23 protein-coding genes are annotated in these 22,730 nt (G+C 58.8%); 14 read left to right on the forward strand and 9 right to left on the reverse strand.

Annotated elements, in window-relative coordinates:
• Positions 1 to 408: 408 nt before the first annotated feature.
• From GU3_RS17085 to GU3_RS10270, 7 genes are all read left to right on the forward strand, one after another.
• Positions 409 to 1,104: a hypothetical protein gene (locus GU3_RS17085; RefSeq protein ID WP_148265893.1), complete on the forward strand. Its 696-nt coding sequence runs from the start codon at positions 409 to 411 to the stop codon at positions 1,102 to 1,104.
• The gene (locus GU3_RS17090) at positions 1,101 to 2,003 is read left to right on the forward strand and encodes a hypothetical protein (protein WP_148265894.1); all 903 of its coding nucleotides are present in this window, start codon (positions 1,101 to 1,103) and stop codon (positions 2,001 to 2,003) included. Before GU3_RS17085 ends, GU3_RS17090 begins: the two co-directional genes overlap by 4 nt.
• A 632-nt stretch (positions 2,004 to 2,635) precedes the next feature.
• Positions 2,636 to 3,535: a hypothetical protein gene (locus GU3_RS17095; protein ID WP_148265895.1), complete on the forward strand. Its 900-nt coding sequence runs from the start codon at positions 2,636 to 2,638 to the stop codon at positions 3,533 to 3,535.
• Between the two features lie 96 nt (positions 3,536 to 3,631).
• Positions 3,632 to 4,018 (forward strand): tautomerase family protein, encoded by a 387-nt coding sequence (locus tag GU3_RS10255; protein ID WP_014292468.1) that lies wholly within the window; start codon positions 3,632 to 3,634, stop codon positions 4,016 to 4,018.
• 48 nt (positions 4,019 to 4,066) lie between these two features.
• Positions 4,067 to 4,978, forward strand: a complete 912-nt coding sequence (locus GU3_RS10260) for a M14 family metallocarboxypeptidase (protein WP_014292469.1) — start codon at positions 4,067 to 4,069, stop codon at positions 4,976 to 4,978.
• Positions 4,979 to 5,017: 39 nt separating this feature from the next.
• Positions 5,018 to 5,509, forward strand: coding sequence for a GNAT family N-acetyltransferase (locus tag GU3_RS10265; RefSeq protein WP_014292470.1), 492 nt, complete (start codon positions 5,018 to 5,020; stop codon positions 5,507 to 5,509).
• A complete protein-coding gene (locus tag GU3_RS10270) occupies positions 5,499 to 5,903 on the forward strand; it encodes a GNAT family N-acetyltransferase (protein ID WP_014292471.1) in 405 nt (134 codons plus the stop codon). The genes GU3_RS10265 and GU3_RS10270 overlap by 11 nt, the downstream gene beginning before the upstream one ends.
• Positions 5,904 to 6,295: 392 nt before the next feature.
• Here GU3_RS10270 and hisIE read toward each other — a convergent pair whose 3' ends face one another.
• The 8 genes from hisIE to hisG are packed head-to-tail and all read right to left on the reverse strand — an operon-like array spanning position 6,296 to position 13,294.
• Positions 6,296 to 6,904, reverse strand: a complete 609-nt coding sequence (gene hisIE / locus GU3_RS10275) for a bifunctional phosphoribosyl-AMP cyclohydrolase/phosphoribosyl-ATP diphosphatase HisIE (protein ID WP_014292472.1) — start codon at positions 6,902 to 6,904, stop codon at positions 6,296 to 6,298.
• Complete coding sequence (hisF, locus tag GU3_RS10280) at positions 6,897 to 7,670, reverse strand: imidazole glycerol phosphate synthase subunit HisF (protein WP_014292473.1); 774 nt, start codon at positions 7,668 to 7,670, stop codon at positions 6,897 to 6,899. Before hisF ends, hisIE begins: the two co-directional genes overlap by 8 nt.
• Positions 7,652 to 8,389 carry a 1-(5-phosphoribosyl)-5-[(5-phosphoribosylamino)methylideneamino]imidazole-4-carboxamide isomerase gene (hisA, locus tag GU3_RS10285; RefSeq protein ID WP_014292474.1) on the reverse strand — a complete coding sequence of 246 codons (738 nt, stop codon included), beginning with the start codon at positions 8,387 to 8,389 and terminating at the stop codon, positions 7,652 to 7,654. Before hisA ends, hisF begins: the two co-directional genes overlap by 19 nt.
• Positions 8,389 to 8,979 carry an imidazole glycerol phosphate synthase subunit HisH gene (gene hisH, locus GU3_RS10290; protein WP_014292475.1) on the reverse strand — a complete coding sequence of 197 codons (591 nt, stop codon included), beginning with the start codon at positions 8,977 to 8,979 and terminating at the stop codon, positions 8,389 to 8,391. The genes hisA and hisH overlap by 1 nt, the downstream gene beginning before the upstream one ends.
• On the reverse strand, positions 8,976 to 10,046 hold the full coding sequence (gene hisB, locus GU3_RS10295) for a bifunctional histidinol-phosphatase/imidazoleglycerol-phosphate dehydratase HisB (protein ID WP_014292476.1): 1,071 nt from the start codon (positions 10,044 to 10,046) through the stop codon (positions 8,976 to 8,978). The genes hisH and hisB overlap by 4 nt, the downstream gene beginning before the upstream one ends.
• Positions 10,047 to 11,105 (reverse strand): histidinol-phosphate transaminase, encoded by a 1,059-nt coding sequence (hisC, locus tag GU3_RS10300; protein ID WP_014292477.1) that lies wholly within the window; start codon positions 11,103 to 11,105, stop codon positions 10,047 to 10,049.
• Complete coding sequence (gene hisD / locus GU3_RS10305; protein ID WP_014292478.1) at positions 11,102 to 12,394, reverse strand: histidinol dehydrogenase; 1,293 nt, start codon at positions 12,392 to 12,394, stop codon at positions 11,102 to 11,104. The genes hisC and hisD overlap by 4 nt, the downstream gene beginning before the upstream one ends.
• Positions 12,395 to 12,397: 3 nt before the next feature.
• A complete protein-coding gene (gene hisG, locus GU3_RS10310) occupies positions 12,398 to 13,294 on the reverse strand; it encodes an ATP phosphoribosyltransferase (protein ID WP_014292479.1) in 897 nt (298 codons plus the stop codon).
• Between the two features lie 619 nt (positions 13,295 to 13,913).
• On the opposite strand from hisG, the gene GU3_RS10315 reads away from it, so the two are divergent.
• The 7 genes from GU3_RS10315 (at position 13,914) to rnd (ending at position 22,371) form a co-directional block, all read left to right on the forward strand.
• Positions 13,914 to 14,864: an ABC transporter substrate-binding protein gene (locus GU3_RS10315; RefSeq protein ID WP_014292480.1), complete on the forward strand. Its 951-nt coding sequence runs from the start codon at positions 13,914 to 13,916 to the stop codon at positions 14,862 to 14,864.
• Positions 14,861 to 17,572 carry a PhnD/SsuA/transferrin family substrate-binding protein gene (locus GU3_RS10320; RefSeq protein ID WP_014292481.1) on the forward strand — a complete coding sequence of 904 codons (2,712 nt, stop codon included), beginning with the start codon at positions 14,861 to 14,863 and terminating at the stop codon, positions 17,570 to 17,572. The genes GU3_RS10315 and GU3_RS10320 overlap by 4 nt, the downstream gene beginning before the upstream one ends.
• A 45-nt stretch (positions 17,573 to 17,617) precedes the next feature.
• Positions 17,618 to 18,349 carry a ZIP family metal transporter gene (locus tag GU3_RS10325; RefSeq protein ID WP_014292482.1) on the forward strand — a complete coding sequence of 244 codons (732 nt, stop codon included), beginning with the start codon at positions 17,618 to 17,620 and terminating at the stop codon, positions 18,347 to 18,349.
• A gap of 116 nt (positions 18,350 to 18,465) precedes the next feature.
• The gene (locus GU3_RS10330; protein ID WP_041543701.1) at positions 18,466 to 20,376 is read left to right on the forward strand and encodes an ATP-dependent DNA helicase; all 1,911 of its coding nucleotides are present in this window, start codon (positions 18,466 to 18,468) and stop codon (positions 20,374 to 20,376) included.
• 4 nt (positions 20,377 to 20,380) lie between these two features.
• Positions 20,381 to 21,061, forward strand: coding sequence for a tRNA (adenosine(37)-N6)-threonylcarbamoyltransferase complex dimerization subunit type 1 TsaB (tsaB, locus tag GU3_RS10335; protein WP_014292484.1), 681 nt, complete (start codon positions 20,381 to 20,383; stop codon positions 21,059 to 21,061).
• A 9-nt stretch (positions 21,062 to 21,070) separates the two neighbouring features.
• A complete protein-coding gene (locus GU3_RS17225) occupies positions 21,071 to 21,217 on the forward strand; it encodes a hypothetical protein (RefSeq protein ID WP_158308465.1) in 147 nt (48 codons plus the stop codon).
• 53 nt (positions 21,218 to 21,270) lie between these two features.
• Entirely contained in the window at positions 21,271 to 22,371 is a 1,101-nt protein-coding gene (rnd, locus tag GU3_RS10340; protein ID WP_014292485.1) for a ribonuclease D, read from the forward strand.
• Between the two features lie 62 nt (positions 22,372 to 22,433).
• Here rnd and minE read toward each other — a convergent pair whose 3' ends face one another.
• Positions 22,434 to 22,727: a cell division topological specificity factor MinE gene (minE, locus tag GU3_RS10345; protein ID WP_014292486.1), complete on the reverse strand. Its 294-nt coding sequence runs from the start codon at positions 22,725 to 22,727 to the stop codon at positions 22,434 to 22,436.
• Positions 22,728 to 22,730 lie beyond the last annotated feature (3 nt).

The raw sequence follows: 22,730 nt of genomic DNA on the forward strand, positions 1-22,730 counted from the left end.
AAAGCCTCACCAGGCCGGGTCGCCAGTAAGATCGGGGCGGTAGCGTGGCTTTTGCCCGTATGCATTAGTGTTCTGAGGGTGAGTCACACGAACCTCTAACTTGTATACATATACAGTTATATTGAGTCTCGTAGCTGGTTTGCGCTTTGTTTCACTCATCGGAGTTCTCGAATGCCAGCAAGTGACCTACCAATATGGTCATAAATCATGGCGTTATGACTGGTCCATGAAAGCATTCAAGACTTGATTGCGGAGTTATTGAGCAGTCTCAATTTCACGCACTGTAGAAGCGCCCGAGAGCTAATTTTATCTATTTAAATCAAATGGTTAGCTTGGGTTTGATAGAGGGCTCGGTTTGTTTTTATTTAGCTGGGTCAATATACAAATGTTAAATCCTAAAGGGACTGTATGACACTGATTGAGCTTGAAGCTCTAGCATCTGAAAAACTCTCGATAAACAACGAAGAAAGCAGAACGAGCTTTCTTCGATTGTTAAATACAGGCTTGCTTGTAAATGTCATTGACAACTTGTTAGGTAATGAAAGAGAGCTTAATGAAGTAGCAAGCAGATCCTATTACCACAACAACGGATTTTTAAAGGTTGTGTTGATAGAAAAGCGACCTAAATATTCTGTTAGGTTTCACATTTGGCCTGAAGAGTCATTTCAAGCTCCTGATGTCCATAATCATCCTTGGGACATGACTGGATTAGTTTTGAATGGTTCATATGAGTGGCCAATATATTCTCTTGACCAAACTTCGGAAGGCAGTGAAAGTTTTGATTTATTTGAATGCCGGTATTTGGAAGACTACTCAGGGCATTCGTTCCATGATCTTGATAAGGTTATTTTAAATCAGGTAGATAAACTAAGTTTTCAGCAAGGTGATATTTTTCAATTTCCTCAGACACAGTACCATAGTGTAAGAAAAGAGAATTCCCAACCCGCAGAATCAATAGTCATAACTGGTGACTCAGTAGGGTTAAGTGCAAATGTGATTACAAACCGGAAAATCATGTGTAGCTCTATATCTAAAAACTCCTCTGTCGAGAGTTCTTTCTTACAAGGTAAATTGTCTTCATTTCTAGAGCGGAGGTTGCCTTGATTGTTAAAGATATAATAAAAAGTCCTTATAAATTAAGGGTTTACTTTGTTAGTCTAGTAATGTTTTTAGTATTCATGATAGTTGCTAATTATTACTTGTTACCTAAAGCATTTATTTACTTTGGAAGCAATTATGAAGGTGCGATCCCTTCATTTATTAATAATTTAATAGCGCTACTTGGTTCAAGCTTGATTGCTTCCGGCTTTATATGGTTTGTAACACCCAGTGGTTTAAATAGTAATGATGTGAATGTGATTTCCTCACATGATATTAAAGATTTTCTTAATTCCATGCTAAATAGAACCGAACGCTTTTCCTACTATGGTCATACGGCTAGGTGGAACAGAGCAGTCACATTTCCAAAAATTCTAGAGCAGGCTAAAGATTTAAGAGTTACTAAGCATATTGATTTGATAATAATCGACCCAGATGATGCAAGTGCTTGTAACCTCTATGCTTCATTCGGGCATGGCGAAAGAAAAAAAGGTAGAAAAATTCAGTCAGCAACAGATGTAAGAATTGAACTACTTACAACTTTTTTGTGTTGCATAGAAATCAATAAATCACCATTTATCGAAATCGGTTTATATGTAACAGATAAGGTTTCAATATCTAGGTTTGATATTTCCGATAATGCATTGATGTTGACTAAACCATATCAAGGTGATCCTGCTCTTTATTTTCCCAAAAACACATTCTTTTACTCTTCGTATAAAGAGGAATTTAATGTCGCCAAGCAGCAATGTAAAAGGATAAATTTGGACATTTCAGAAAAAGACATCAAAGAATCGAATCTAAAGAAGGCACTTTGTGAGGCTGGTTTTCAGGCAGACTATGTTGATAGCGAATTTGGAAAAGAACTATTGGAAACATTTGGCAAAGTAGAAAAGCCATATTGATTTAACAAGCGCATGTTGTCGGACTGTTTTTCCGCTGCGCTCCAAACCAGCCGCAAATGCGAGCGTTATAGCGCAATAGAGAACTATGCGTAATTTGTTCAATGTCATAACTCAGAAAAAATGGGCTTTTCTGCTTCTGGACTGTCTGAGCCTAAGAAACACACTGATAAAAGTGTAAGAAATATATCATCAAATAGGGTGTGGACTATTAGTGGCGAAGGTTCATCACCAAAGACGACCTATCTGGCAGGGGTATTTACAGTTTCCCGAGTATCATCAGACACATTTGACCATCCAGACTTTAAAAAATCAGCATGTGGTTCCGGCTATATAATTGGTAAAAAGGTAGCTTTAAATGGTCTAGGTTGGTTCGAGGTGTTCAAGTCTGATATGAATAATTTCATTAATAGCCTCTCAGAAATAACTAATAGGGCACTTATTGAAGGATTAGAAAGCGCATCGGTACCATATACGCTATAACAAGGTGGTCAAGTTCACTCTGGATCTCACTACGCTTGGCATTTTTTGATTGGGTCTAGTTTAGTGATTGCGAAGTTCAAATTGAGCTGTGTGGTAGTATAGTTCACACCTTAATTGGACGTTACCTGAATTGTATTGGAACGTATCTAAAAATGATTGAGCTAGGGATTTATATATTTATAATTACATTTTTTTCTGTTTTGGCAGGAATTATTGAACATAACAAAGATCTTGGTAAGATTAGAAGGATTGCAAAAAAAACTAGAGCTTTGGGTGTAAGAGAATGTTTGGCGTTACTAGTTTGGTTGTGCATTATTGCGATGTATTTTATTGTGTTTTTTCTGAATTTAGGTGTCAGCGTTAGCCAGTGTTTTATTATTGGTGTTTTTCTGTTTGCTTCATTGTCTGCTTTGCTTCTTGTAATAATAGATTATAAGTTGGCGCAGTTGGCTGAAATGTACCCAAAAGTAACTTCCACAATCTTTGGGTCATCTGTTCTTATTGTTACTCTGCTGACTAATGTATATGTGGACTATGAGATCTCTAAATTGACAAGCTTGAGTGCCAGTCTGTTTCCGAATGCGCAGAAACTGATATTAATACTTTGGGCGCCTATATTTTGGATCTTTGTAATCATATTGCTCTCATTCATTTTTTATGTGTTCCATGGCTTGATCACATGTATTCGCATGGCTAGGGAAATATCTTATGTTAATAGCCTTTACAATGTCTTATGTTTGTTTTTGGGGGTAAAACGTAATCATCGCGGCTTTAATGTTTACATGGATTTGGCAATTTCTTTGGGGCTGCTTATTGTATTAGTAACATTTCCGAAAATTATAAGTGGCTATACTAATAGTGATTATTTTAAAGAATCAGTAAGCAGCCTGTTGGTTTTTTCGTCGTATCGAGAGGCGGAAAGAAGTTGTGCCAATATTGATGACCCTAAATTGGCAATATCTTTTCTAAAGGGTAATGATATATCCATAGCTAAGTTTCAAGAAAATGTTGGCTATAGATTTTCAGTTGGTGAGTGTATTCGCTCAAGATAAAAGATCAAAGCACATGAACTTGGAGAAGTCGTTAGTTTTTACAAGAAAAAGTAGCTAGCCTTACCAAGCCAGTGTTTGAGGTGTTAAGGAATAGTGATGATCATAATCTATGGAATAAAAGAAAACCTCAACCCGATAAAAGCTGAATTGTCGAATGTAATCCATGGCTGTATGCAAAGTGTACTGGGCATGCCGGAAGATAAACGAGCGCATCGTATTGTGCCCCTGGATAAAGATGACTTTTATTATCCTGGCGGCAGGAGCGATGCGTATACGGTTATCGAGATCAATATGATGGCTGGTCGCAAGCCCGAGACCCAGAGAGAGCTGATTAAAACCCTGTTTCGTGAAATAGAGTCTCAGATCGGGCTGAGTCCTGTTGATGTGGAAATCACCATCAAGGAGCAACAACCCTATCAGTGGGGATTCAGGGGAATGACGGGTGATGAAGCGAGGGATCTCAGCTATAAGGTCAATGTGTGAATCTCGGGCTGTTACACTGTCACCCGCATGATTTTTCGGAGAAATAACATGAGCACCTATCCCATAGGTACGCCCGGCAAGCCCTGGGGCGAGGCGGAGCGCACCGAATGGCTGGCCCGGCAGCGCCGCCAGCGCAGTTATGAAGCAGACGCACTCAGTGCAATCGAGCGCCTGGCTTCGCGCTTTGATGTGCAGCAGTACGGTGAGCTGAATGTTGGCGATGAGCGTTTTCCGCTGATGGCCATTCGCAGCCGCGACTGGCGGGAGGAGCTGCCGGTGGTGCTGGTAACCGGGGGCGTGCACGGTTATGAAACCAGCGGTGTGCACGGGGCGCTGCAGTTTGTGGAGCAGCATGGCGAGCGTTACGCCGGCCGGGTGAATTGGCTGGTGGCGCCCTGCGTCAGCCCCTGGGCTTATGAGCGCATTCAGCGTTGGAATGCCAATGCGGTAGATCCTAACCGTTCATTTACAGCAAACAGCCCGGCGGCCGAATCGGCGGCACTCATGCAACTGGTGGCACCGGTGCGTGAGCGGGTGTTGCTGCACATCGATCTGCACGAAACCACGGATACCGATGAAAGCGAGTTTCGCCCGGCGCTGGCCGCGCGGGATGGCAAGCCTTTTACGCCTTGCGGCATTCCCGATGGCTTTTATCTGGTGGACGACAGCGAGTATCCGCAGCCTGCCTTTCAGCAGGCGGTCATCGCCGCAGTGGAAAAAGTCACTCACATTGCACCGGCGGATGAAAATGGCGAGATCATCGGCTCTCCGGTGGTGGCCAGAGGGGTGATTGAATATCCGCTGACCCGGCTTGGGCTGTGCGCCGGCATGACCAACGCCCATTACAAGACCACCACGGAAGTGTACCCCAACAGCCCCCGCGCCACGCCTGAGCAGTACAATGCCGCCCAGGTGGCGGCGGTGTGTGGGGCCATCGACTATGCACTGGCGCAACCTTAACCTCAGCCTCAACCACGGAAATAAATAAGGGGAAGCAACATGATCACGCCCATTACCCGGCCAGAGTTCGAGGCCTTCTGGCCTGTGTTCTCCCGGGTTATTCAGGCCCAGGAAACTTATGCCTTTGCACCGGACATGACCCTGGAGCAGGCGTATCAGCTTTGGTGCCAGTTGCCGCTGAAAACCTTTGTGTATGTGGAGCAGGGCCAGGTGCTGGGCTCTTATTACCTCAAGGCCAATGCCGCCGGGCCGGGCGACCATGTGTGTAACTGCGGTTATATGGTGTCCGAAAAAGCCAGGGGCAAGGGCATTGCCCGGGCGCTGTGTGAGCACTCCCAGCAGCAGGCGGTGGAGTTAGGCTTTAAGGCGATGCAGTTTAACAGCGTGGTCTCCACCAACGAGGTGGCGGTGGCGCTCTGGCAAAAGCTCGGCTTTGAGATTGTTGGGTGTGTGCCAAAGGCGTACCGGCATGCCCGGCTGGGGTATGTGGATACCTTTGTGATGTACAAATGGCTGGCGAATGAAGGTTGAAGCCTTAACCGTTGACGAGGTGCTGCCGGTGCGCCATGCGGTGCTCTGGCCGAACGAGCCGGTGGCGTTTTCCAGAGTGGCGGAAGACGAGGCCGGCGAGCATTTTGGCGTGCGCCAGAACGGAGAGGTGATTTGTGTGGCCTCGGTGTTCTTTGAGAGCGATGCCGCCAGGCTGCGCAAGTTTGCCACCAAGGTTGAGTGTCAGGGGCAGGGGACCGGCTCTGTGGTGCTTGAGTTTTTGATTGCGCATTTGCGTGAGCGGGGTGTGCGGCGGTTCTGGTTTGATGCCCGGGCGTCGGCCACTGCGTTTTATGAGCGGTTTGGCTTTGTGGTGGAAGGTGAGCGGTTTTACAAGCACGGGGTGGCGTATTACCGCATGAGCCTTGTTTTGTAAGATTTTTGAGTTTGTATTTTACATAAGGTTGAATGTAGCGAAGTTGATGGCAGGTTGCCGCGTTGCGGCAATTTGCGGGCTGGCAGCCCGCGCTCCAGTGATGTATCTGAGCTCGTTTATTACTTTACAGGTGGCGCATGACCTGAAGTAGTGCCCCGTGGCCGACGATGTGGCACGGCGTTGCAGCTCATCATCAGCAGGCTTTCGAGCAACGGGGAGTGTGGAGCAAAGACGGATTGCCGCGTTGCGGCAAGTTGCGGGCGGGCCGCCCGCGCTCCAGTAATTGGCGTTACTTTTATGGCTGATATGCATTCCCACGCGGAGCGTGGGAACGAGAGGAGGTTGCCGCGTTGCGGCAATATGCGGGCTGGCAGCCCGCGCTCCAAACTGGCTTATTTGCTGTGGCGTTCTTTGAGTTTGGCCATCACGTCGGCCAGCTCCAAGCCTTCCTGCTGCAGCAGCACGGTGAGGTGGTAGAGCAGGTCGGCGGATTCGTTCACCAGCTCGTCGTGATCGTGCACTGTGGCGGCCAGGGCCGTTTCCACGCCTTCTTCACCCACCTTTTGCGCAATGCGCTTGGTGCCCTTGGCATAGAGGCTGGCGGTGTAGCTGGAGGCCGGATCTGCGCCCTTGCGGCTGGCGATCACCTGTTCCAGCTCGGCGAAAAAGGTCAGCGCCGGGGCCTGTTGCTCGTTAAAGCAGGACACGGTGCCCAAATGGCAGGTGGGGCCCACCGGCTCGGCCATCACCAGCAGGGTGTCGTTATCGCAGTCGGTGCTGATGTCCTTCAGCTTCAGCACGTGGCCCGAGCTTTCGCCCTTGGTCCACAGCCGGTTTTTGGTGCGGCTGAAGAAGGTGACCTGGCCGGTTTCCTGGGTTTTGGCAAGGGCGTCACGGTTCATGTAGCCCAGCATCAGCACGGTGCCGCTTACGGCATGCTGAACAACGGCCGGCATCAGGCCATCGACCTTGTCCCAGTCCAGTTTGGCGGCATCAATCACGGATCACTACTCCTTCTTGCTTGAGGTATTGTTTGAGCTCACCGATGTTGATGATGCCCTTGTGAAACACGGAGGCGGCCAGGGCGCCGTCCACGTCCGCGTCCAGAAATGCATCGCGAAAATGCACCATTTCGCCGGCACCGCCCGAGGCGATGAGCGGCACCTGGCAAATGGCCCGCACCCGCTGCAGCTGCTCCAGATCATAGCCCTGGCGCACGCCGTCCTGGTTCATCACGTTCAGCACAATCTCGCCGGCGCCGCGCTGCTGCACTTCCTGCACCCAGTCAAAGGTGTTCCAGCGGGTCACCTGAGTGCGGCTTTCGTCGCCGGTAAACTGGTGCACCTGATACTGGCCGGTGGCCTCGTCAAAGTAGGAGTCAATGCCCACTACAATGCACTGCACGCCAAAGGTGTCGGCCAGCTCGGTAATGAGCGCCGGGTTGGCCAGGGCAGGGGAGTTGATGGAAATCTTGTCGGCGCCGAACTCCAGAATGCGGGCCGCGTCTTCCACCGACTTGATGCCGCCGGCCACGCAGAAGGGAATGTCGATCACCTGCGCCACCCGGCTTACCCAGCTCTTGTCCACCACGCGGTCCTGGCTGGAGGCGGTGATGTCGTAAAACACCAGCTCGTCGGCGCCCTCGGCGGCGTAGCGCTCCGCCAGTGGGACGATGTCGCCGATGATCTCGTGGTTGCGGAATTTCACACCTTTAACCACCTGGCCGTCTTTCACGTCCAGGCAGGGAATTATGCGTCTTGCCAGCATGCAATGGCCTCCTTGACGGTGAATTTGCCTTCCAGCAGCGAGCGGCCGAGGATCACGCCGGCCACGCCGGTGCCCTTGAGCGCCTCAATGTCGCCGATGTTGCCGATGCCGCCGGACGCCTGCCACAAAATGGTGGGGTAGCGGGCGGCCAGCTCACGATACAGCGCCACGTTGGAGCCGGTGAGAGTGCCGTCCTTGGAGATGTCGGTGCACAGCACATGGCACAGGCCCGCGGGCAGGTAGTGCTCCAGCAGGGCTTCAATGGTGATGCCGCTGTCTTCCTGCCAGCCGGCGATGGCGATTTTCTTCTCGCCGTCGGCGGTGATGTTGATGTCGAGCGCCAGCACAATGCGGTCGGGGCCGTAGTGCTTGATCCAGCCGGCCACCAGCTCCGGGTTCTTCACCGCAGTGGAGCCAATGACTACGCGCTGGGCACCAATGTCGAGCAGATCTTTCACGTCCTGCTCGGTGCGGATGCCGCCGCCAATCTGCACCGGCACCGGCGTGTTTTCAATCAGGCTTTTAATCACGTCCAGCTGGCGCTCGCTGCTGTTCTTGGCGCCGTCCAGATCCACCAGGTGCAGCTGGGTGGCGCCCTCGGCCACATAGAGGTCAAACCGCTCCTGGGGGGAGGCGGTGTATTCGGTTTTCTGCTGGTAGTCGCCCTGATACAGGCGCACCACCTTTCCACCGATAAGGTCTATCGCAGGAATGATCATTACAGCTCCAGAAAGTTTTTCAGCAGTTGGGCGCCGGCGGCACCGGAGCGCTCCGGGTGAAATTGCACGCCAAAGAAGTTTTCCTGGCCAATGGCGGCGCTGAAGGCCTGGCCATGCTGGCAGGTGGCCAGGGTGTATTCACCCACGGGCACCGCGTAGGAGTGCACGAAATAGAAGAAGCTGCCTTCGGGAATGTCCTTGAACAGCGGGTGGCCGGGCATGGGGGTGATCTGGTTCCAGCCCATGTGGGGCAGGCGGATGCCGTCGCCCCCTTCCAGGTGCACACAGTCGGCGTCCACCTTGCCCAGGCAGTCCACGTCGCCCTCATCCGAGTGCTTCACCAGCATCTGCATGCCAAGGCAAATACCCAGCACCGGCTGGTGCAGCTGGTCAATCAGCTCCACCAGGCCCCGCTCGTGCAGGTTTTTCATCGCCTCCTTGGCGGTGCCCACCCCGGGCAGCAGCAGCTTGTCGGCGGCCAGCACCACTTGCGGGTCGCGGCTCACGGTCACCTCATAGCCCAGGCGCTCAATGGCGTAGCGCACGGAAGAGAGGTTGGCGCAGCCGGTATCTATGATTACGACCTTCACAATACCCCCTTGCTCGACGGCAGCTCATTGCCTTCCACCCGCACGGCCTGACGCAGGGCGCGGCCAAAGCTCTTGAACACGCTTTCCACCATGTGGTGGGTGTTGTCGCCGGTCACCTTGAGGTGAATGTTGGCGGCCAGGCTGTCGCTTAAGCTGCGGAAGAAGTGGGGCACCATTTCCACGGTAAGGTCGCCGGCCTTGGGCTGTTTGAACTCGCCTTCAAACTTCATGTAGGGCCGGCCGGACAAGTCGAGGGTCACCGCCGCTTCGCATTCGTCCATGGGCAGCACAAAGCCAAAGCGGCCAATGCCGCGCTTGTTGCCGAGTGCCTTGCGCAATGCCTCGCCCAGGGCCAGGGCGGTGTCTTCCACGGTGTGGTGATCGTCAATGTGCAGATCGCCGTCCACCTTTACGGTCAGGCGAAAACCGCCGTGAGTGGCGATTTGATCCAGCATGTGGTCGAAGAAGTGCAGGCCGGTGCTGATCTGGCTGCCGCCGGTCTGATCCAGGTCCACACTCACGCGAATGTCGGTTTCCCTGGTGGTGCGGGTCACCTCGGCGGTGCGGCCACGGCTGGTGAGCCGGGCCACGATCTCGGTCCAGCCCAGCTCGTTATGGCCGTAGTGCAGGCCGGGCAACCCCATGTTTTCCGCCAGCTGCATGTCGGTGTGGCGGTCGCCAATCACCCAGGAGTCGGTAAAGTCGATTTTGCCCTGCTGCAGGTAGTCTTTTACCAGGCCGAGACGCGGCTTGCGGCAGGCGCAGTCGTCATGCTGAAAGTGGGGGCAGATCAGCACGTCGTCAAAGCGCACGCCCTGGGAGGTGAGGATCTGCATCATCAGGTTGTGGGGGGCATCGAAGTCTTCCTGAGGGAAGCTGTCGGTGCCCAGACCATCCTGGTTGGTGACCATCACCAGCCGGTAGCCGGCGTTTTGCAGGGTCAGCAGGGCGGGAATGACATTGGGCAAAAACGCCAGCTTGTCGAGCCGATCCAGCTGCTTGTCCACCGGCGGCTCTTCCACCATGGTGCCGTCACGGTCAATAAAAAGAATGCGTTCCTTAGACACTTATTGCTCCTTCTGCAGTACGTCGCGTACCGCGTCCATTTCGGCACGGCTGCCGATAGTGATGCGAATGCAGTCGGCCAGTCCCGGCCGGTTTGCGAAGTCGCGCAATATGATACCGGCCCGGCTCATGCGGGCAAACATGTCGCTGCCCGGGGCAAAGCGCACCAGCAGGTAGTTGCCGTTAGGGGCGAACACGTCACGCACCTGGGCGTTTTGCGCCAGTTCTTCGGCGAGCTCCGCCTTGAGCTGGTTGATTTCATTTACCCGATTGCGCATCAGCACCAGGCCCTGATCGCTCAGCGCCTGGGCGGCGATCTGGGCTACCGGATCCGGCACCGGGTAGGGGGCGATGACCTTGAGCAGCAGGCCGATCACCTCGGGTGAAGCCAGGGTAAAGCCGCAGCGAATGCCCGCCAGGCCAAAGGCCTTGGACAGGGTGCGCACGATCACCAAGCCCGGGTAGTCGTTCAGCAGCGGCGCCTGGCTGTGCTCGGGGCAGAATTCGATGTAGGCCTCGTCCACCACCACCAGGGCGCGGCCCTCGGCGGCGTCCAGCAGGCGTAGCAGGCCGTCGCGGTCCACCAAATCCCCGGTGGGGTTGTTGGGCGAGCACAGGAACACCACCTTCACTCGGTCGAGCTGGGCAATGATGCCGTCAAAGTCCGGCTGGCGGGAGGCGCTCAGGGGCACGTCCACCACCTCCACGCCGTTGGTCTCGGCGCTGATGGCGTACATGCCGTAGGTGGGGGTGGTGATCAGAATGCGGTCCTGACCCGGCTCGCAGAAGGTGCGGATCAGCAGCTCGATGCTCTCGTCACCGCCTCGGCTGACCAGCACCTGCTCCGGCGCCACGCTGGCATAGGCGGCGTAGGCATTGATCACCGTCGGCGGCTGGCACTCGGGGTAGCGGTTCAGGCGGGCACAGTCCAAGTTGAACTGGCCGCTGTCGGCGGCCTCGTTCGCATTCAGCCAGATGTGGCCGTTGCCGCCGATACGGCGGGCGGACTGATAGGGGGTCAGTGCCTGAACCCGGGCGCGGGCCAGTTGGGTAAGGCTCATGCGTGTTTCTCCAGTTTGGCGAGCCTCAGGCTCACCGCGTTTTTGTGGGCATCCAGGGTTTCGGTGGCGGCCAGCAGCTCCACCGCCGGGCCAATGGCGCGTAGGCCTTCGGGGCTCAGCTCCTGCACCGTGTAGCGGCGCTGGTAGTCGGCCAGCCCCAGGCTGGAATAGGTACGCGCATAGCCGTAGGTGGGCAGGGTGTGGTTGGTGCCGCTGGCGTAATCGCCGACCGATTCCGGGGTCCAGGCGCCCAAAAAGATGGAGCCGGCGTTTTTCAGGCGCGGCAGCAGGGCGCGCGGGTGTTCGGTCTGCACAATCAAGTGCTCGGGGGCATAGGCATTGGAAATGGCGGCGGCCTGCTCCAGATCCCGGCAGATAAAGGTGCGGCTCTCGGCCAGGGCCTGGCGGGCAATGTCGGCCCGGGACAGCTCAGCCAGCTGGCGCGCCAGCGCCTCGTCCACCTTGCCGGCAAAATCCCGGCTCGGGGTCACCAGAATGACCTGGGAGTCGGGGCCGTGCTCGGCCTGAGACAGCAGATCGGCGGCAATAAAGTCGGCGTCGGCAAACTCGTCGGCAATCACCAGCACTTCCGAGGGCCCGGCGGGCATGTCGATGGCGGCACCGTCGACGTCACTCGATACCTGCTGCTTGGCCTCGGTCACCCAGGCGTTGCCCGGGCCGAAGATCTTGTCCACCTTGGTCACGGTCTCGCTGCCGTAGGCCATGGCGGCAATGGCCTGGGCGCCCCCAAGAGTGTAAATGGCGTCCACGCCGCAACGCTTGGCGGTGTAGACAATGGCGTCGTTAATCGGGGGCGGTGAGCACAGCACCACCCGGGCGCAACCGGCCAGGCGCGCCGGAATGGCCAGCATCATCACGGTCGACACCAGGGGCGCACTGCCGCCGGGCACGTATAGGCCCACTTTTTCAATGGGCTGAAAGTGCAGCTCGCAGCGCACGCCGGGGCTGGTGTCCTGGATCACGGCCTCGGGCAGCTGGGCCTGGTGAAAGGCCTCGATGTTGCCGATGGCCAGTTCAATGGCGGCTTTCAGCTGGGGGCTCACCCGCTCAGCGGCGGCGGTAATCTCGGCGTCGGTCAGTTGCAGGCTGTCGCGCTCGGCGCGGTCCAGGGTACGGGTGAGATCCAGCAGGGCGGCGTCGCCGCCATCGCGCACACGAGCGATAATATCGGCCACCTGGGCCTCGCGGCCGCTTTGCGCAAGGGCCGGGCGGCGCAGGGCGGCTGCCTGCTCGGCGGCGCTTAGTTGGTTCCAGTCCAGGGTGTTCATGGCTTACTCCATCATCTTCTCAATGGGCAGCACCAGAATGGATGACGCGCCCAGGCTCTTCAGGCCTTCCATGGTTTCCCAGAACATGTCTTCGCTGCTCACCATGTGAATGGCTACCTGATTGGTGTCGCCGGCCAGCTGCATGATGGTGGGGCGCTCGGCGCCGGGCAGCAGGTCAATCACGTCTTCCAGCTTGTCTTTGGGGGCGTGCAGCATGATGTATTTGCTTTCCCGCGCCTGTTGCAGGCCCTGAATGCGGGGCAGCAGTTTGTCGACGATTTGCTGCTTGCCGGCGGGCAGGGGGTTGCCGCTTTGAATGAGCACCGCCTTGGAGCGGAAAATCACGTCGGTTTCCACCAGGCCGTTGGCTTCCAGGGTGGCGCCGGTGGAGACCAGATCACAAATGGCGTCGGCCACGCCGGCGCGGGGGGCCACTTCCACCGAGCCGTTCAGCATCACGCTTTTGAACTTGACGCCCTGGTTGTCCATGTAGCGCTTCAGCAGCCAGGGGTAGGAGGTGGCGATGCGCTTTCCTTCCAGGCTTTGCGGGCCCTGGTAGTCGAAGTCGTCGGCCACCGCCAGCGACAGCCGGCAGCCGCCGAAGTCCAGGCGCTTGAGCACGCTGTAGTCGGCGGCCTCGCCCTGGGCCTGGCGGTCCATCAGGGTTTCTTCCAGCACGTTTTCGCCCACCACACCCAGGTCGACCACGCCGTCCATCACCAGGCCGGGAATGTCGTCGTCCCGCACCAGCAGCAGATCGATGGGCATGTTTTCAGCGTGGGCAATCAGCCGTTGCTCGCGCAGGTTGAGCTTGACGCCGCAGCCTTTGAGCAGTTGCTGGCATTCCTTGCTCAGCCGGCCGGATTTCTGAATCGCGATGCGAAGACGGGTTTTATCCAAAGTCATAAGCTGTGTTCCTTGTGGGTGATGTGAGTCCTAAAAACGAAAAACCCCCGAAAGCGATGCTTCCGGGGGTCATAATTCTGTCCTGCTGGAAGCCGCCAAGCGCAAGGTCTTCCAGAAAAAGCATTCTGAAAGACTAGTGTCGATGATGATGGTGATGCTTGGCGTTGTGCAGGAAGTTCATGATGCTGTGTTCGGCTCGTTCAATTCGTTGAAAACGGATTCACCATAACAAGCCGGCGCCGTTTTGCCAACCGGCAATTCACGGTTTTGTGGGCCCGGCAACCCGGGGCGGTGGCCGGCGGTGTCGTCATATCTGTGGCTGAGCATGGAGTCAGCCTGTTATTTGTCTGGTTAATTGGTTTTTCGGTGAGAGGGCATGCTGCCCTGTACCCGCATGGTTATATTCCTTGCTGATCAGACCACTGCCGGTGACGTGATAAAAAACCGGGGCCGGAGTGCAAACCTTGAGCTGACGCATTTTTGCCTGTTTGAATCCGTGTAAAATGCATTGTTCCGGCCAGTTGTTCACAAGGATTGTTGATATTTTGCCCAGTTTGCCCGCCTTGCCGCTCCATCAGAGTAAACAACCCGTTTGGCTGCGGAGTGCCCGGTAATGGATCGCCGCCGCTTTCTTGCCGCGGTGGCCGGTCTGGCGGCCCTGCCGCTGATCGGGTGCGGTGCCGCCAAGCCGCTGCGCATCGGTATTCATGCCTGGATTGGTTACGAAACCCTTTATCTGGCCCGCACCCTCAACTGGTTACCCTCTTCCGTGCAGCTGGTATCGGGGAGCAGTGCCACTGACTCGCTCACCGGCCTGCGCCTGGGCGAGCTGGAGGCGGCCTGCCTGACCCTGGACGAGGTGCTGCTGGCCCGCAGTCAGGGCGTTCCCCTGACCATCGCCACCGTATTCAATGTGTCGGCGGGGGCCGACATGCTGGTGGTCCGCCCCGGCATTCAGCGCCTGGAGCAACTGGCGGGCAAGCGTCTGGGGGTGGAGTCCAGTGCCCTCGGTGCCCTGATGCTGAACCGGATACTGCACCACGCCGGCCTGTCCCGCTCGGCGGTACGGCTGGTGGAATTGGCACCGGATCAACAACTGGCGGCCTGGCAGGCGGGGCGGGTAGAGGCCGTGATTACCTATGAGCCCACCGCCGGCCGCTTGCTGGAGCTGGGCGCCGAGCGGCTGTTTGACAGCCGCAGCCTGCCCGACACCATTTTTGACGTGCTGGCGGTGCGTGCCGATCTGGCCGGTGCCAGCCCGCTGACGGCCCTGGTGAACCATCATTTCCGGGCATTGGAGCACATTCGTACCAATCGCCAGGATGCGCTCTACCGCATTGCCGGTCGGCAGCAAATTTCTCCGGCCCGGGTTGAGCAGGCCCTGGCCGGGGTGGTGATGCCGGGGCTGATGGCCAACCGTCGCTACCTGGAGCAGCCGGACAGTCGCTTGGCCCAGGCCGCCCGGCAACTGCACGATGTGATGCTGGATCATGGCCTGCTGCGCCAGCCCGACCGGTTTCAGCAGCTGTTCAGCCCCCGCTGGCTGCCCGAGGAGAGGGGATGAAGTTGTATTGCCGTGCCCTGTTTCTGCTCTGCCTGCTGGCGCTGCCGGCCCGGGCGGAGCACAACCTTACCCTGGGGGTATTTGCCTACCGGCCCAAGCCGGTGATGATGGCGATGTATCAGCCTCTGGCCGATTACCTGAGTGCGCAATTGCCCGATGGGCGAGTGCAGCTGAGGGTACTGGACCAGGACGAAATGGAAACCGAGCTGTCCCGCAATGGCCTGGATCTGGTGTTTACCAACCCCAGTCACTACCTGCTGCTGCGCAGCCAAAATGCCTTGACCGGGGTTTTGGCCACCCAAATCAGCCGTGAGCAGGGCCGGGCCACCAGCGCACTGGGCGGCGTGATCCTGGTACGCCGGGAGCGTAGCGAGCTGACCACGCTGGACGATCTGCGCCATCGTGATATCGCCATTCCCGGCCGGCATTTCCTCGGCGGCTACCAGGCTCAGGCCCTGGAATTGCTGGAGGCCGGTATCATGCCGGGCAGCGACACCCGTCTCACCGCAGTGGGCGGTCACGACGCCGTGATCGCCGCCTTGCTGAAAGGCCAGGTCGATGCGGGCTTTGTGCGCACCGGCATTCTTGAAAGCCTGCCCGACGCCCAGCGGCGCCGGTTCAGAGTGCTCAACCCCCAGAGCCTGCCCGGCTTTCCTTATGCGGTCTCGACCCGGCTGTATCCGGAATGGCCCTTCCTGGCCCTGCCACGGGTATCCATGCCGGATATTCGGCGCATTGCCAGTGCCCTGATGGCGCTGGAGCATGACCACCCCGCCGCTCGGGCCGCGGGCATTGAGGGCTTTGCGCCGCCGGGGGATTACCTGTCGGTGGAAACCCTGGCCCGGCGTCTGCGCCAGCCTCCCTTTGATGTGGAGGAAGAGCCCAGCCTGCTGGCGCTGTGGCGCTACTACGGACCCTGGCTGGTGTTTGTGAGTGTGTTGTTGCTGCTGCTCAGCCTCAGCCTGGCGGCCCTGGTGCGCAAGCACTGCCAGGTGCGCCAGAGCCGCCGAGCCTACCGGGAGCAAAGCCGCAAGCTGGAGGAGGTGATCTGGGGCACCGGCATCGGCACCTGGGAATGGCAGCCGGCTCAGGACCGGCTGTACTGCAGCGCCCAGTGTGCCGCACCGGCGGGCTATCAGCGGGCCACACCGGGGCCCTTTGGCCGCCAGCAATTGCGCGCCCTCTTTCCTGCCCGCGATGGGGCGGCTCTGGATCAGGCCTGGCAGCGGGTAGAGCAGGGCGACATGGAGCAACTGGAGCTGGAGCTGCGTCTGCGTCATCGCCGGGGCGGTTATGCCTGGGTGTTGATCAAGGGCCGAGTGGTTGAGCGGCACCCCTCGGGTGAGGTGGTGCGCATGTCGGGCACCCTGCAGGACATCAGTGCCAGCAAGCGCCAGCAGGCAGAGCTGGGCGAGAACGAAGAGCGGCTGCGTACCATGATGGCCTTTCTGCCCATGGGCATTGCCCTGACCGACCGCCAGGGGGGGATCGTGCATTGCAATGTGGCCGCCGAACGAATGCTGGGCATGCGCCACCGACACCGGCTGGAGGCGGTCTATGCCAACCAGGGCTGGCGCGTGCTGCGCGAAGACGGTAGCCCCATGCCGGTGCAGGAATTCGCCAGCAGCCGGGCCCTGGCCGAAGGCCGGCCGGTGCAGGGGGTGGTGATGGCGCTGCAGTCTGCGTCCGCGCAGCGCTGGCTGGAGGTGAGTGCCACCCCCCTTGGCCACAGCCGTTACAGCCTGGTGGTGGCCTTTAATGACATTACCGCCCAGCGCCGGGCGGATCTGGATCTGCGCCTGGCGGCGAGTGTGTTCAGCCACACGCGGGAGGCCATCATGATCAGCGATGAGAACGGCACCATTCTTGATGTGAACGAGGCCTTTGAACGTATCACCGGCTTTGCGCGCCACGAGGTGCTGGGCAAAAATGCCAGCCTGCTGCAGGGCGGGCGGCACTCCGCCGCGTTTTATGCGGAGATCTGGCAGGCCCTGGCCGGCCATGGCTACTGGCAGGGGGAGGTGTGGAGCCGGCGCAAAAGTGGCGAGCAGTATGCCCAGATGCTGAACGTCAGCCGGGTGCAGGACAGTTGCGGCCGCTCGCAGCATTTTGTCTCCATGTTTTCCGACATTACCTCCTTGCTGGATCAGCAGCAGAAACTGGAGCGCATTGCCCATTACGATGCCCTGACCGGCCTGCCCAACCGCCTGTTGCTGGCGGACCGGCTGCAGCAGGCGCTGGCCGGCTGCCGGCGTCAGGGCGGTGCCGTGGGGCTGGTTTACCTGGATCTGGACGGCTTCAAGGCGGTCAACGACAGTCATGGCCACGAGGCCGGTGACGAACTGCTCAAGCGCCTGGGCGCCCGCATGCAGGCCTGTCTGCGGGAACATGACACCCTGGCCCGCCTGGGCGGTGACGAGTTTGTGGCGGTGCTGGCGGGCATGAACGGACCCGATGACGGCGACGAGGTCATGGCGCGGTTGCTGGCCAGCGCCAGTGCGCCGGTTGACCTGGGCGGCGGGCTGAGGGTACGGGTTTCGGTGAGCCTGGGCCTGGCGGTGTATCCCAGGGACGGCGTGGATGCCGACACCTTGATGCGCCGGGCGGATCTGGCCATGTACGCCGCCAAGCAGGACGGTAAACACCGCTGGCAGCGCTTTGCGGACATTCGCCAGGAGCAGTTGGAATACGAGCTGGGCGAGGCCTGAGCGCGGTTATCAGCCCATTACCATTATCCCGATAAGGAGCGCACCATGACCGACGTTTTGCTGATGATCCTCTTTACCCTGATGGCGGGTCTGGCCATGCCCGCCGGCGCCCTGCTGGCGCAAATTGAGCGTATTCATCCCCACTGGCTGGAAAACGAGTTCCGTCATTCGGTGGTGGCCTTTGGCGGTGGCGCTCTGTTGTCGGCGGTGGCCCTGGTGCTGGTGCCGGAAGGTGCGGCGCGGCTTGAAGCCAGCACGGCGGCGCTGTGTTTTACCGGCGGTGGGCTGGCTTTTATGGTGTTGGATGTGCTGCTGGCGCAGTTTAAAACCCGGGCTGGCCAGCTGGCGGCCATGTTGTCGGATTTTATTCCCGAATCCCTGGCCCTCGGTGCGGCCTTTGCCTATGGCAGCCAGGGCAGTGCCCTGTTGCTGGCGGGGCTGATGGCACTGCAGAACCTGCCGGAAGGCTTTAATGCCTACCGGGAGCTGTCGGGCAGCGCCCAGCCGGGTAACGGCCGGGGGCGGGCGGTGAAATGCTTTGTCGCCATGGCGCTGCTGGGGCCGGTGGCGGCCCTGGCGGGGTATTTTTGGCTGGCCGCCAACCCGCCACTGGTGTCGGGCATCATGCTGTTTGCCGCCGGCGGCATTCTTTATTCGGTGTTTCAGGATATTGCCCCCCAAGCGGTGCTGAAACGCCACTGGGCGCCCCCCATGGGAGCCGTGTTCGGTTTTCTGCTGGGCATGCTGGGTCATATGATGATCACCCACGGCGCCTGAGGGAGCGGTTCAGCGCACCGGGCGGCATTGAATAAAACGGAACAGTGCCTGCCGTGCCGAAGCCGGTTTTGGTATGATTCTTCTTTTTGCCAACGGAACCGCCGCCTGTGCAGCCCATCGACAGTACCGCACTCTTCGACCCCGACGGGCCCCTGGCCCGAGCGATAGACGGGTTCCGCCCCCGCGCCGCCCAGGTGGAAATGTCGGCGGCGGTGGCCCGGGCCATGACCGACCGTATTCCGCTGGTGGTGGAAGCGGGTACCGGTACCGGCAAGACCTATGCTTACCTGGCGCCGGCGTTGGCTGCCGGCAAAAAGGTGGTGGTGAGCACCGGCTCGCGCAACCTGCAGGAGCAGCTCTATCACCGGGACCTGCCCACCCTGATCAAGGCGCTGGATTACCATCATCCGGTGGCCCTGCTCAAGGGCCGCGCCAATTACCTGTGCATCGAGCGGCTGGGGCGGCTCAACGATGCCGTGCCCGGCCTGTCGGCCGAGGCGCTGACCGATCTGCAGATAGTCAAACGCTTTGCGCCGCTCACCACCAGCGGTGACGTGGGGGATATTCCCGGCCTGCCCGAGCGCAGCGAGATACTGCCGCTGGTGACCAGCACCAACGACAACTGTGCCGGCCGAGACTGCGCCCATTATCAGGACTGTTACCTGGTCAAGGCCCGCAACAAGGCGATGGAAGCCCAGGTGGTGGTGGTGAACCATCATCTGTTTTTTGCCGACATGGCGGTGCGCGATACCGGCTTTGGTCAGCTTATTCCCGATGCCGAGGTGTGCATTCTTGACGAGGCCCATCAGTTGCCGGAGATCGCCGGCCAGTATTTTGGCCAGACTCAGTCCAGCCGGCAGTTTGTGGAGCTGTCACGGGATCTCAGGCTGGCGCAGAAAACCGAAGCCCGGGACATGGCCCAGCTGGGCAAGGCGGCGGATCAGCTGGAACGCTGTGCCCAGGACTTTCGCCTGGCCTTTGGCTTGGACACCGGCCGTGGCCAGCTGCGTCCGGCCCTGGGCCGGCCCGCGGTGGCGCAGGCCCTGGCCCGGCTTAACGACAGCCTGGCCTTTACCCACGAGGTGCTGAAACTGGCCCTCGGCCGGGGGGAAGAGCTGGATCAGTGCTTTGAGCGGCTGATTGGCCTGCGCACCCAGCTGGACGCCCTGACCCGAACCGAAGAGCACGGCTATTCCTTCTGGTATGACTGCAGCCGGCTGCACGTGGCGCTGCACAAAACGCCGCTGTCGGTGGCCGAGCGCTTTGCGGTCGAGCTGGCCCGGGAAGAAACTCGTTGGGTGTTTACCTCCGCCACCCTGGCGGTGGGCGCCAGTTTTGAACACTTTTGCGCCGATCTCGGGCTCAGCGAGTGCCGCACCTTGCAATTGGACAGCCCTTTTGATTACCCTCGCCAGTCGCGCCTGTGCGTGCCCCGCTATCTGCCCGAGACCAGCGGCGCGGGCCGGGGCCGGCTGCTGGCCAACAGCCTGCTCGACACCCTTGCCCGGGTACCCGGCGGCTCCTTTTTTCTGTGCACTAGCTACCAGGTGATGCGGGAAGTGGCCGAGGTGCTGCGTGCCCGCCTGGATCGCACCGTGCTGATGCAGGGGGAAGACAACAAGGTGCGGCTGCTGGAGCGCTTCAGTCAGGACGGACGGGCGGTGCTGGTGGCCACCGGCAGTTTCTGGGAAGGCATCGACGTGCGTGGCCGCGCCCTGCAGTGCGTGGTGATCGACAAGCTGCCCTTTGCCGCTCCCGACGATCCGCTGCTCAGCGCCCGGCTGGAAGACTGTCGCCGCCGGGGCGAAGACGGCTTTGCCCGGGTACAGCTGCCCAAGGCCATCATCACCCTCAAGCAGGGGGTGGGGCGGCTGATCCGTGACGTGGACGACAAGGGGGTATTGGTGATCACCGATGCCCGCCTGGTGAACCGGGCCTACGGCGCCGACTTTATTGCCAGTCTGCCGGCCATGCCGCGCACCCGCAGCCTGCCGGACCTGAACGAATTTTTGTCAAATCTGGAGTAATGCCATGAGCCTGTTACTGGCCATCGACACCGCCACCGAAGCCTGCTCTGCCGCGATCTGGCAGGACGGCAATGTACTCAGTCGCTACCAGGTGGCGCCCCGCGGGCATACCGAACTGATCCTGCCCATGGTGGAGAAGCTGCTGGCCGAGGCCGGTGTGAGCCTGACGCAGCTGGACGGTCTGGTCTTTGGCCGTGGCCCCGGCTCCTTTACCGGCGTGCGCATTACCCTGGGCGTGGCCCAGGGGCTGGCCTTTGGCGCCGATTTGCCGCTGTTTGGTGTATCCAACCTGCAGGCCCTGGCCCAGGGGGCGCACCGCCACACCGGCTGTGCGTCTGTGCTGGCCACCATCGACGCCCGCATGGGCGAAATTTACGCCGGCGGTTTTACCCTTGAAGCGGGCGTGATGACCGAAACCGAGGCGGAGAGCGTGCTGCCGCCGACGGAGTTTCTTGCCAACTGCCAGGGTCAGTGGCAGCAGGGCGCCGGCAGCGGCTTTGTCACCTATCCTGAACTGACAGCGCGGGTCGATGCATTGTGTGACGCCGTGCCCTTTCCCGAGGCCCGGGACATGCTGCCCCAGGCGCTGCGGGATCTGGCTGCCGGCAGGGGGGTGAGTGCCGCCGACGCCAGGCCGGTGTATTTGCGAGACAAGGTGACCTGGCAAAAGCTGCCCGGTCGCTGAGGAGTCGGGGTGAGCATTTTTTATTCGTTTTCCCGGGATGACACGCCGCTGATGTTTCCCCAGCGGCCCTACCACCGTACGCGGCAATGCCAGCGGCAACGCCAGCGCCAGCGTCAGCGGCTGCTGCGCCAGTGGCACCGGCAGCGACGGCGCTGAACGATCCTTTACTTTGCGCCCGGCCACCCGGGCCAAGCCCTAACAGAGCCTGCATGACTTATACATACATTGCCGATAATCAAAGCCTGGCGGACTTTTGCCAGACCGACGCCACCCTGCTGGCGATAGACACCGAGTTTGTTCGTACCCGCACCTTTTATGCCCGTCCCGGCCTGTACCAGCTGCACGACGGAACACGCACCGCCCTGGTCGATCCGCTGGCGGTCACCGATCTGAGCCCCTTGTGGCGACTGTTGCACGATTCAAACCGGCTGTGCCTGCTGCATGCGGGGGGAGAGGATCTGGAGTTGTTCCAGCATCAGAGCGGTGCCCTGCCGGCCCGGGTGCATGACACTCAACTGGCGGCCGCCTTTCTGGGCCTGGGCGCCCAGCTGGGCTTTGCCCCCCTGGTGGAGCAACTGCTGGGGGTCAGTCTCGACAAGGCCCATGCCCGCACCGACTGGCTGGCCCGGCCGTTGTCGGCGGCCCAGCTCAGCTACGCCGCCGATGACGTGATTTATCTTTATCCGCTGTACCAGCAGCTCCATGAGCAGCTGGCGCAAAAAGGCCTGCTGGACTGGTTTGAGCAGGAATGCGAATGGGCGGTGAAACGGCGGACCGTGAGCGTGGCGCCGGCGCTGGCGTATCTGGAAATGAAAAACGCCTGGACCCTGGACCGGCAGGCGCTGGGTATTTTGCAGCGGCTGTGCGAATGGCGGCTGAACGAGGCGCGCAAGCGGGATCTGGCGGTCAACTTTGTGGTGCGCGAGGCGCACCTGTTGCAGGTGGCCGAGCGGGCGCCGCAAAGCCTGAGTGATCTCAACCGACTGGGGCTGGATCCCATGGAGATCAAGCGCCACGGCCAGACGCTGCTGGGGCTGGTGCAGCAGGCCCTGGCGGCGCCGGAAAGCTGGCCCGAGCCGGTGAAGCGGCTGGTGGACTTTCCCGGCTACAAGGCGGAGCTCAAGCGCATTCGCGGCCTGGTGGAGCAGGCCGGTGACGCCTCTGGCGTGCCGGCGGAGCTGATTGCCTCCAAGCGGCTGATCCACCAGTACCTGAGCTGGAAATGGCGGCTGGAAGAAAGTGAAGCGGCGGTGCCGGCGCTGCTGCAGGGCTGGCGCGGCGACTTGCTGCGCACAAAGCTGGAAGGGTAATGACCCATAAAAAAAACGGCGCTGCAGACACAGCGCCGTTTTTTCTGGTGGCTGACTTGGGATCAGCTTTCGGCTTGTGAAGGCGCGGCGGCCTTGTCTTCCGGCTCAGGGAGCATGATGTTGAGCTCCAGCACCGAGAGGTTTTCCCCTTTCTGATCGAGCTGAACCGAGATCTGCTCCAGATCGATATTTACATACTTGCGAATGACGTCCAGGATATCCTGTTTCATCTGCGGCAGGTAGTCGGGGGTATCCCGCTGGCTGCGCTCGTGAGCCACGATAATTTGCAGACGCTCCTTGGCGATTTTGGCGCTGCTCTGGTTCTTTCTTGAGCGGAAATAGTCCAGTAGAGACATGAG

The sequence above is a fragment of the Oceanimonas sp. GK1 genome (assembly GCF_000243075.1).
GTDB lineage: Bacteria > Pseudomonadota > Gammaproteobacteria > Enterobacterales > Aeromonadaceae > Oceanimonas.

Coding starts and splice junctions, on each gene's coding strand:
- GU3_RS17085 (WP_148265893.1), top strand. CDS start 409: ATGACACTGATTGAGCTTGAAGCTCTAGCATCTGAAAAACTCTCGATA.
- GU3_RS17095 (WP_148265895.1), top strand. CDS start 2,636: ATGATTGAGCTAGGGATTTATATATTTATAATTACATTTTTTTCTGTT.
- GU3_RS10255 (WP_014292468.1), top strand. CDS start 3,632: ATGATCATAATCTATGGAATAAAAGAAAACCTCAACCCGATAAAAGCT.
- GU3_RS10260 (WP_014292469.1), top strand. CDS start 4,067: ATGAGCACCTATCCCATAGGTACGCCCGGCAAGCCCTGGGGCGAGGCG.
- GU3_RS10265 (WP_014292470.1), top strand. CDS start 5,018: ATGATCACGCCCATTACCCGGCCAGAGTTCGAGGCCTTCTGGCCTGTG.
- GU3_RS10270 (WP_014292471.1), top strand. CDS start 5,499: ATGAAGGTTGAAGCCTTAACCGTTGACGAGGTGCTGCCGGTGCGCCAT.
- hisF (WP_014292473.1), bottom strand. CDS start 7,670: ATGCTGGCAAGACGCATAATTCCCTGCCTGGACGTGAAAGACGGCCAG.
- hisA (WP_014292474.1), bottom strand. CDS start 8,389: ATGATCATTCCTGCGATAGACCTTATCGGTGGAAAGGTGGTGCGCCTG.
- hisC (WP_014292477.1), bottom strand. CDS start 11,105: ATGAGCCTTACCCAACTGGCCCGCGCCCGGGTTCAGGCACTGACCCCC.
- hisD (WP_014292478.1), bottom strand. CDS start 12,394: ATGAACACCCTGGACTGGAACCAACTAAGCGCCGCCGAGCAGGCAGCC.
- GU3_RS10315 (WP_014292480.1), top strand. CDS start 13,914: ATGGATCGCCGCCGCTTTCTTGCCGCGGTGGCCGGTCTGGCGGCCCTG.
- GU3_RS10320 (WP_014292481.1), top strand. CDS start 14,861: ATGAAGTTGTATTGCCGTGCCCTGTTTCTGCTCTGCCTGCTGGCGCTG.
- GU3_RS10325 (WP_014292482.1), top strand. CDS start 17,618: ATGACCGACGTTTTGCTGATGATCCTCTTTACCCTGATGGCGGGTCTG.
- tsaB (WP_014292484.1), top strand. CDS start 20,381: ATGAGCCTGTTACTGGCCATCGACACCGCCACCGAAGCCTGCTCTGCC.
- rnd (WP_014292485.1), top strand. CDS start 21,271: ATGACTTATACATACATTGCCGATAATCAAAGCCTGGCGGACTTTTGC.
- minE (WP_014292486.1), bottom strand. CDS start 22,727: ATGTCTCTACTGGACTATTTCCGCTCAAGAAAGAACCAGAGCAGCGCC.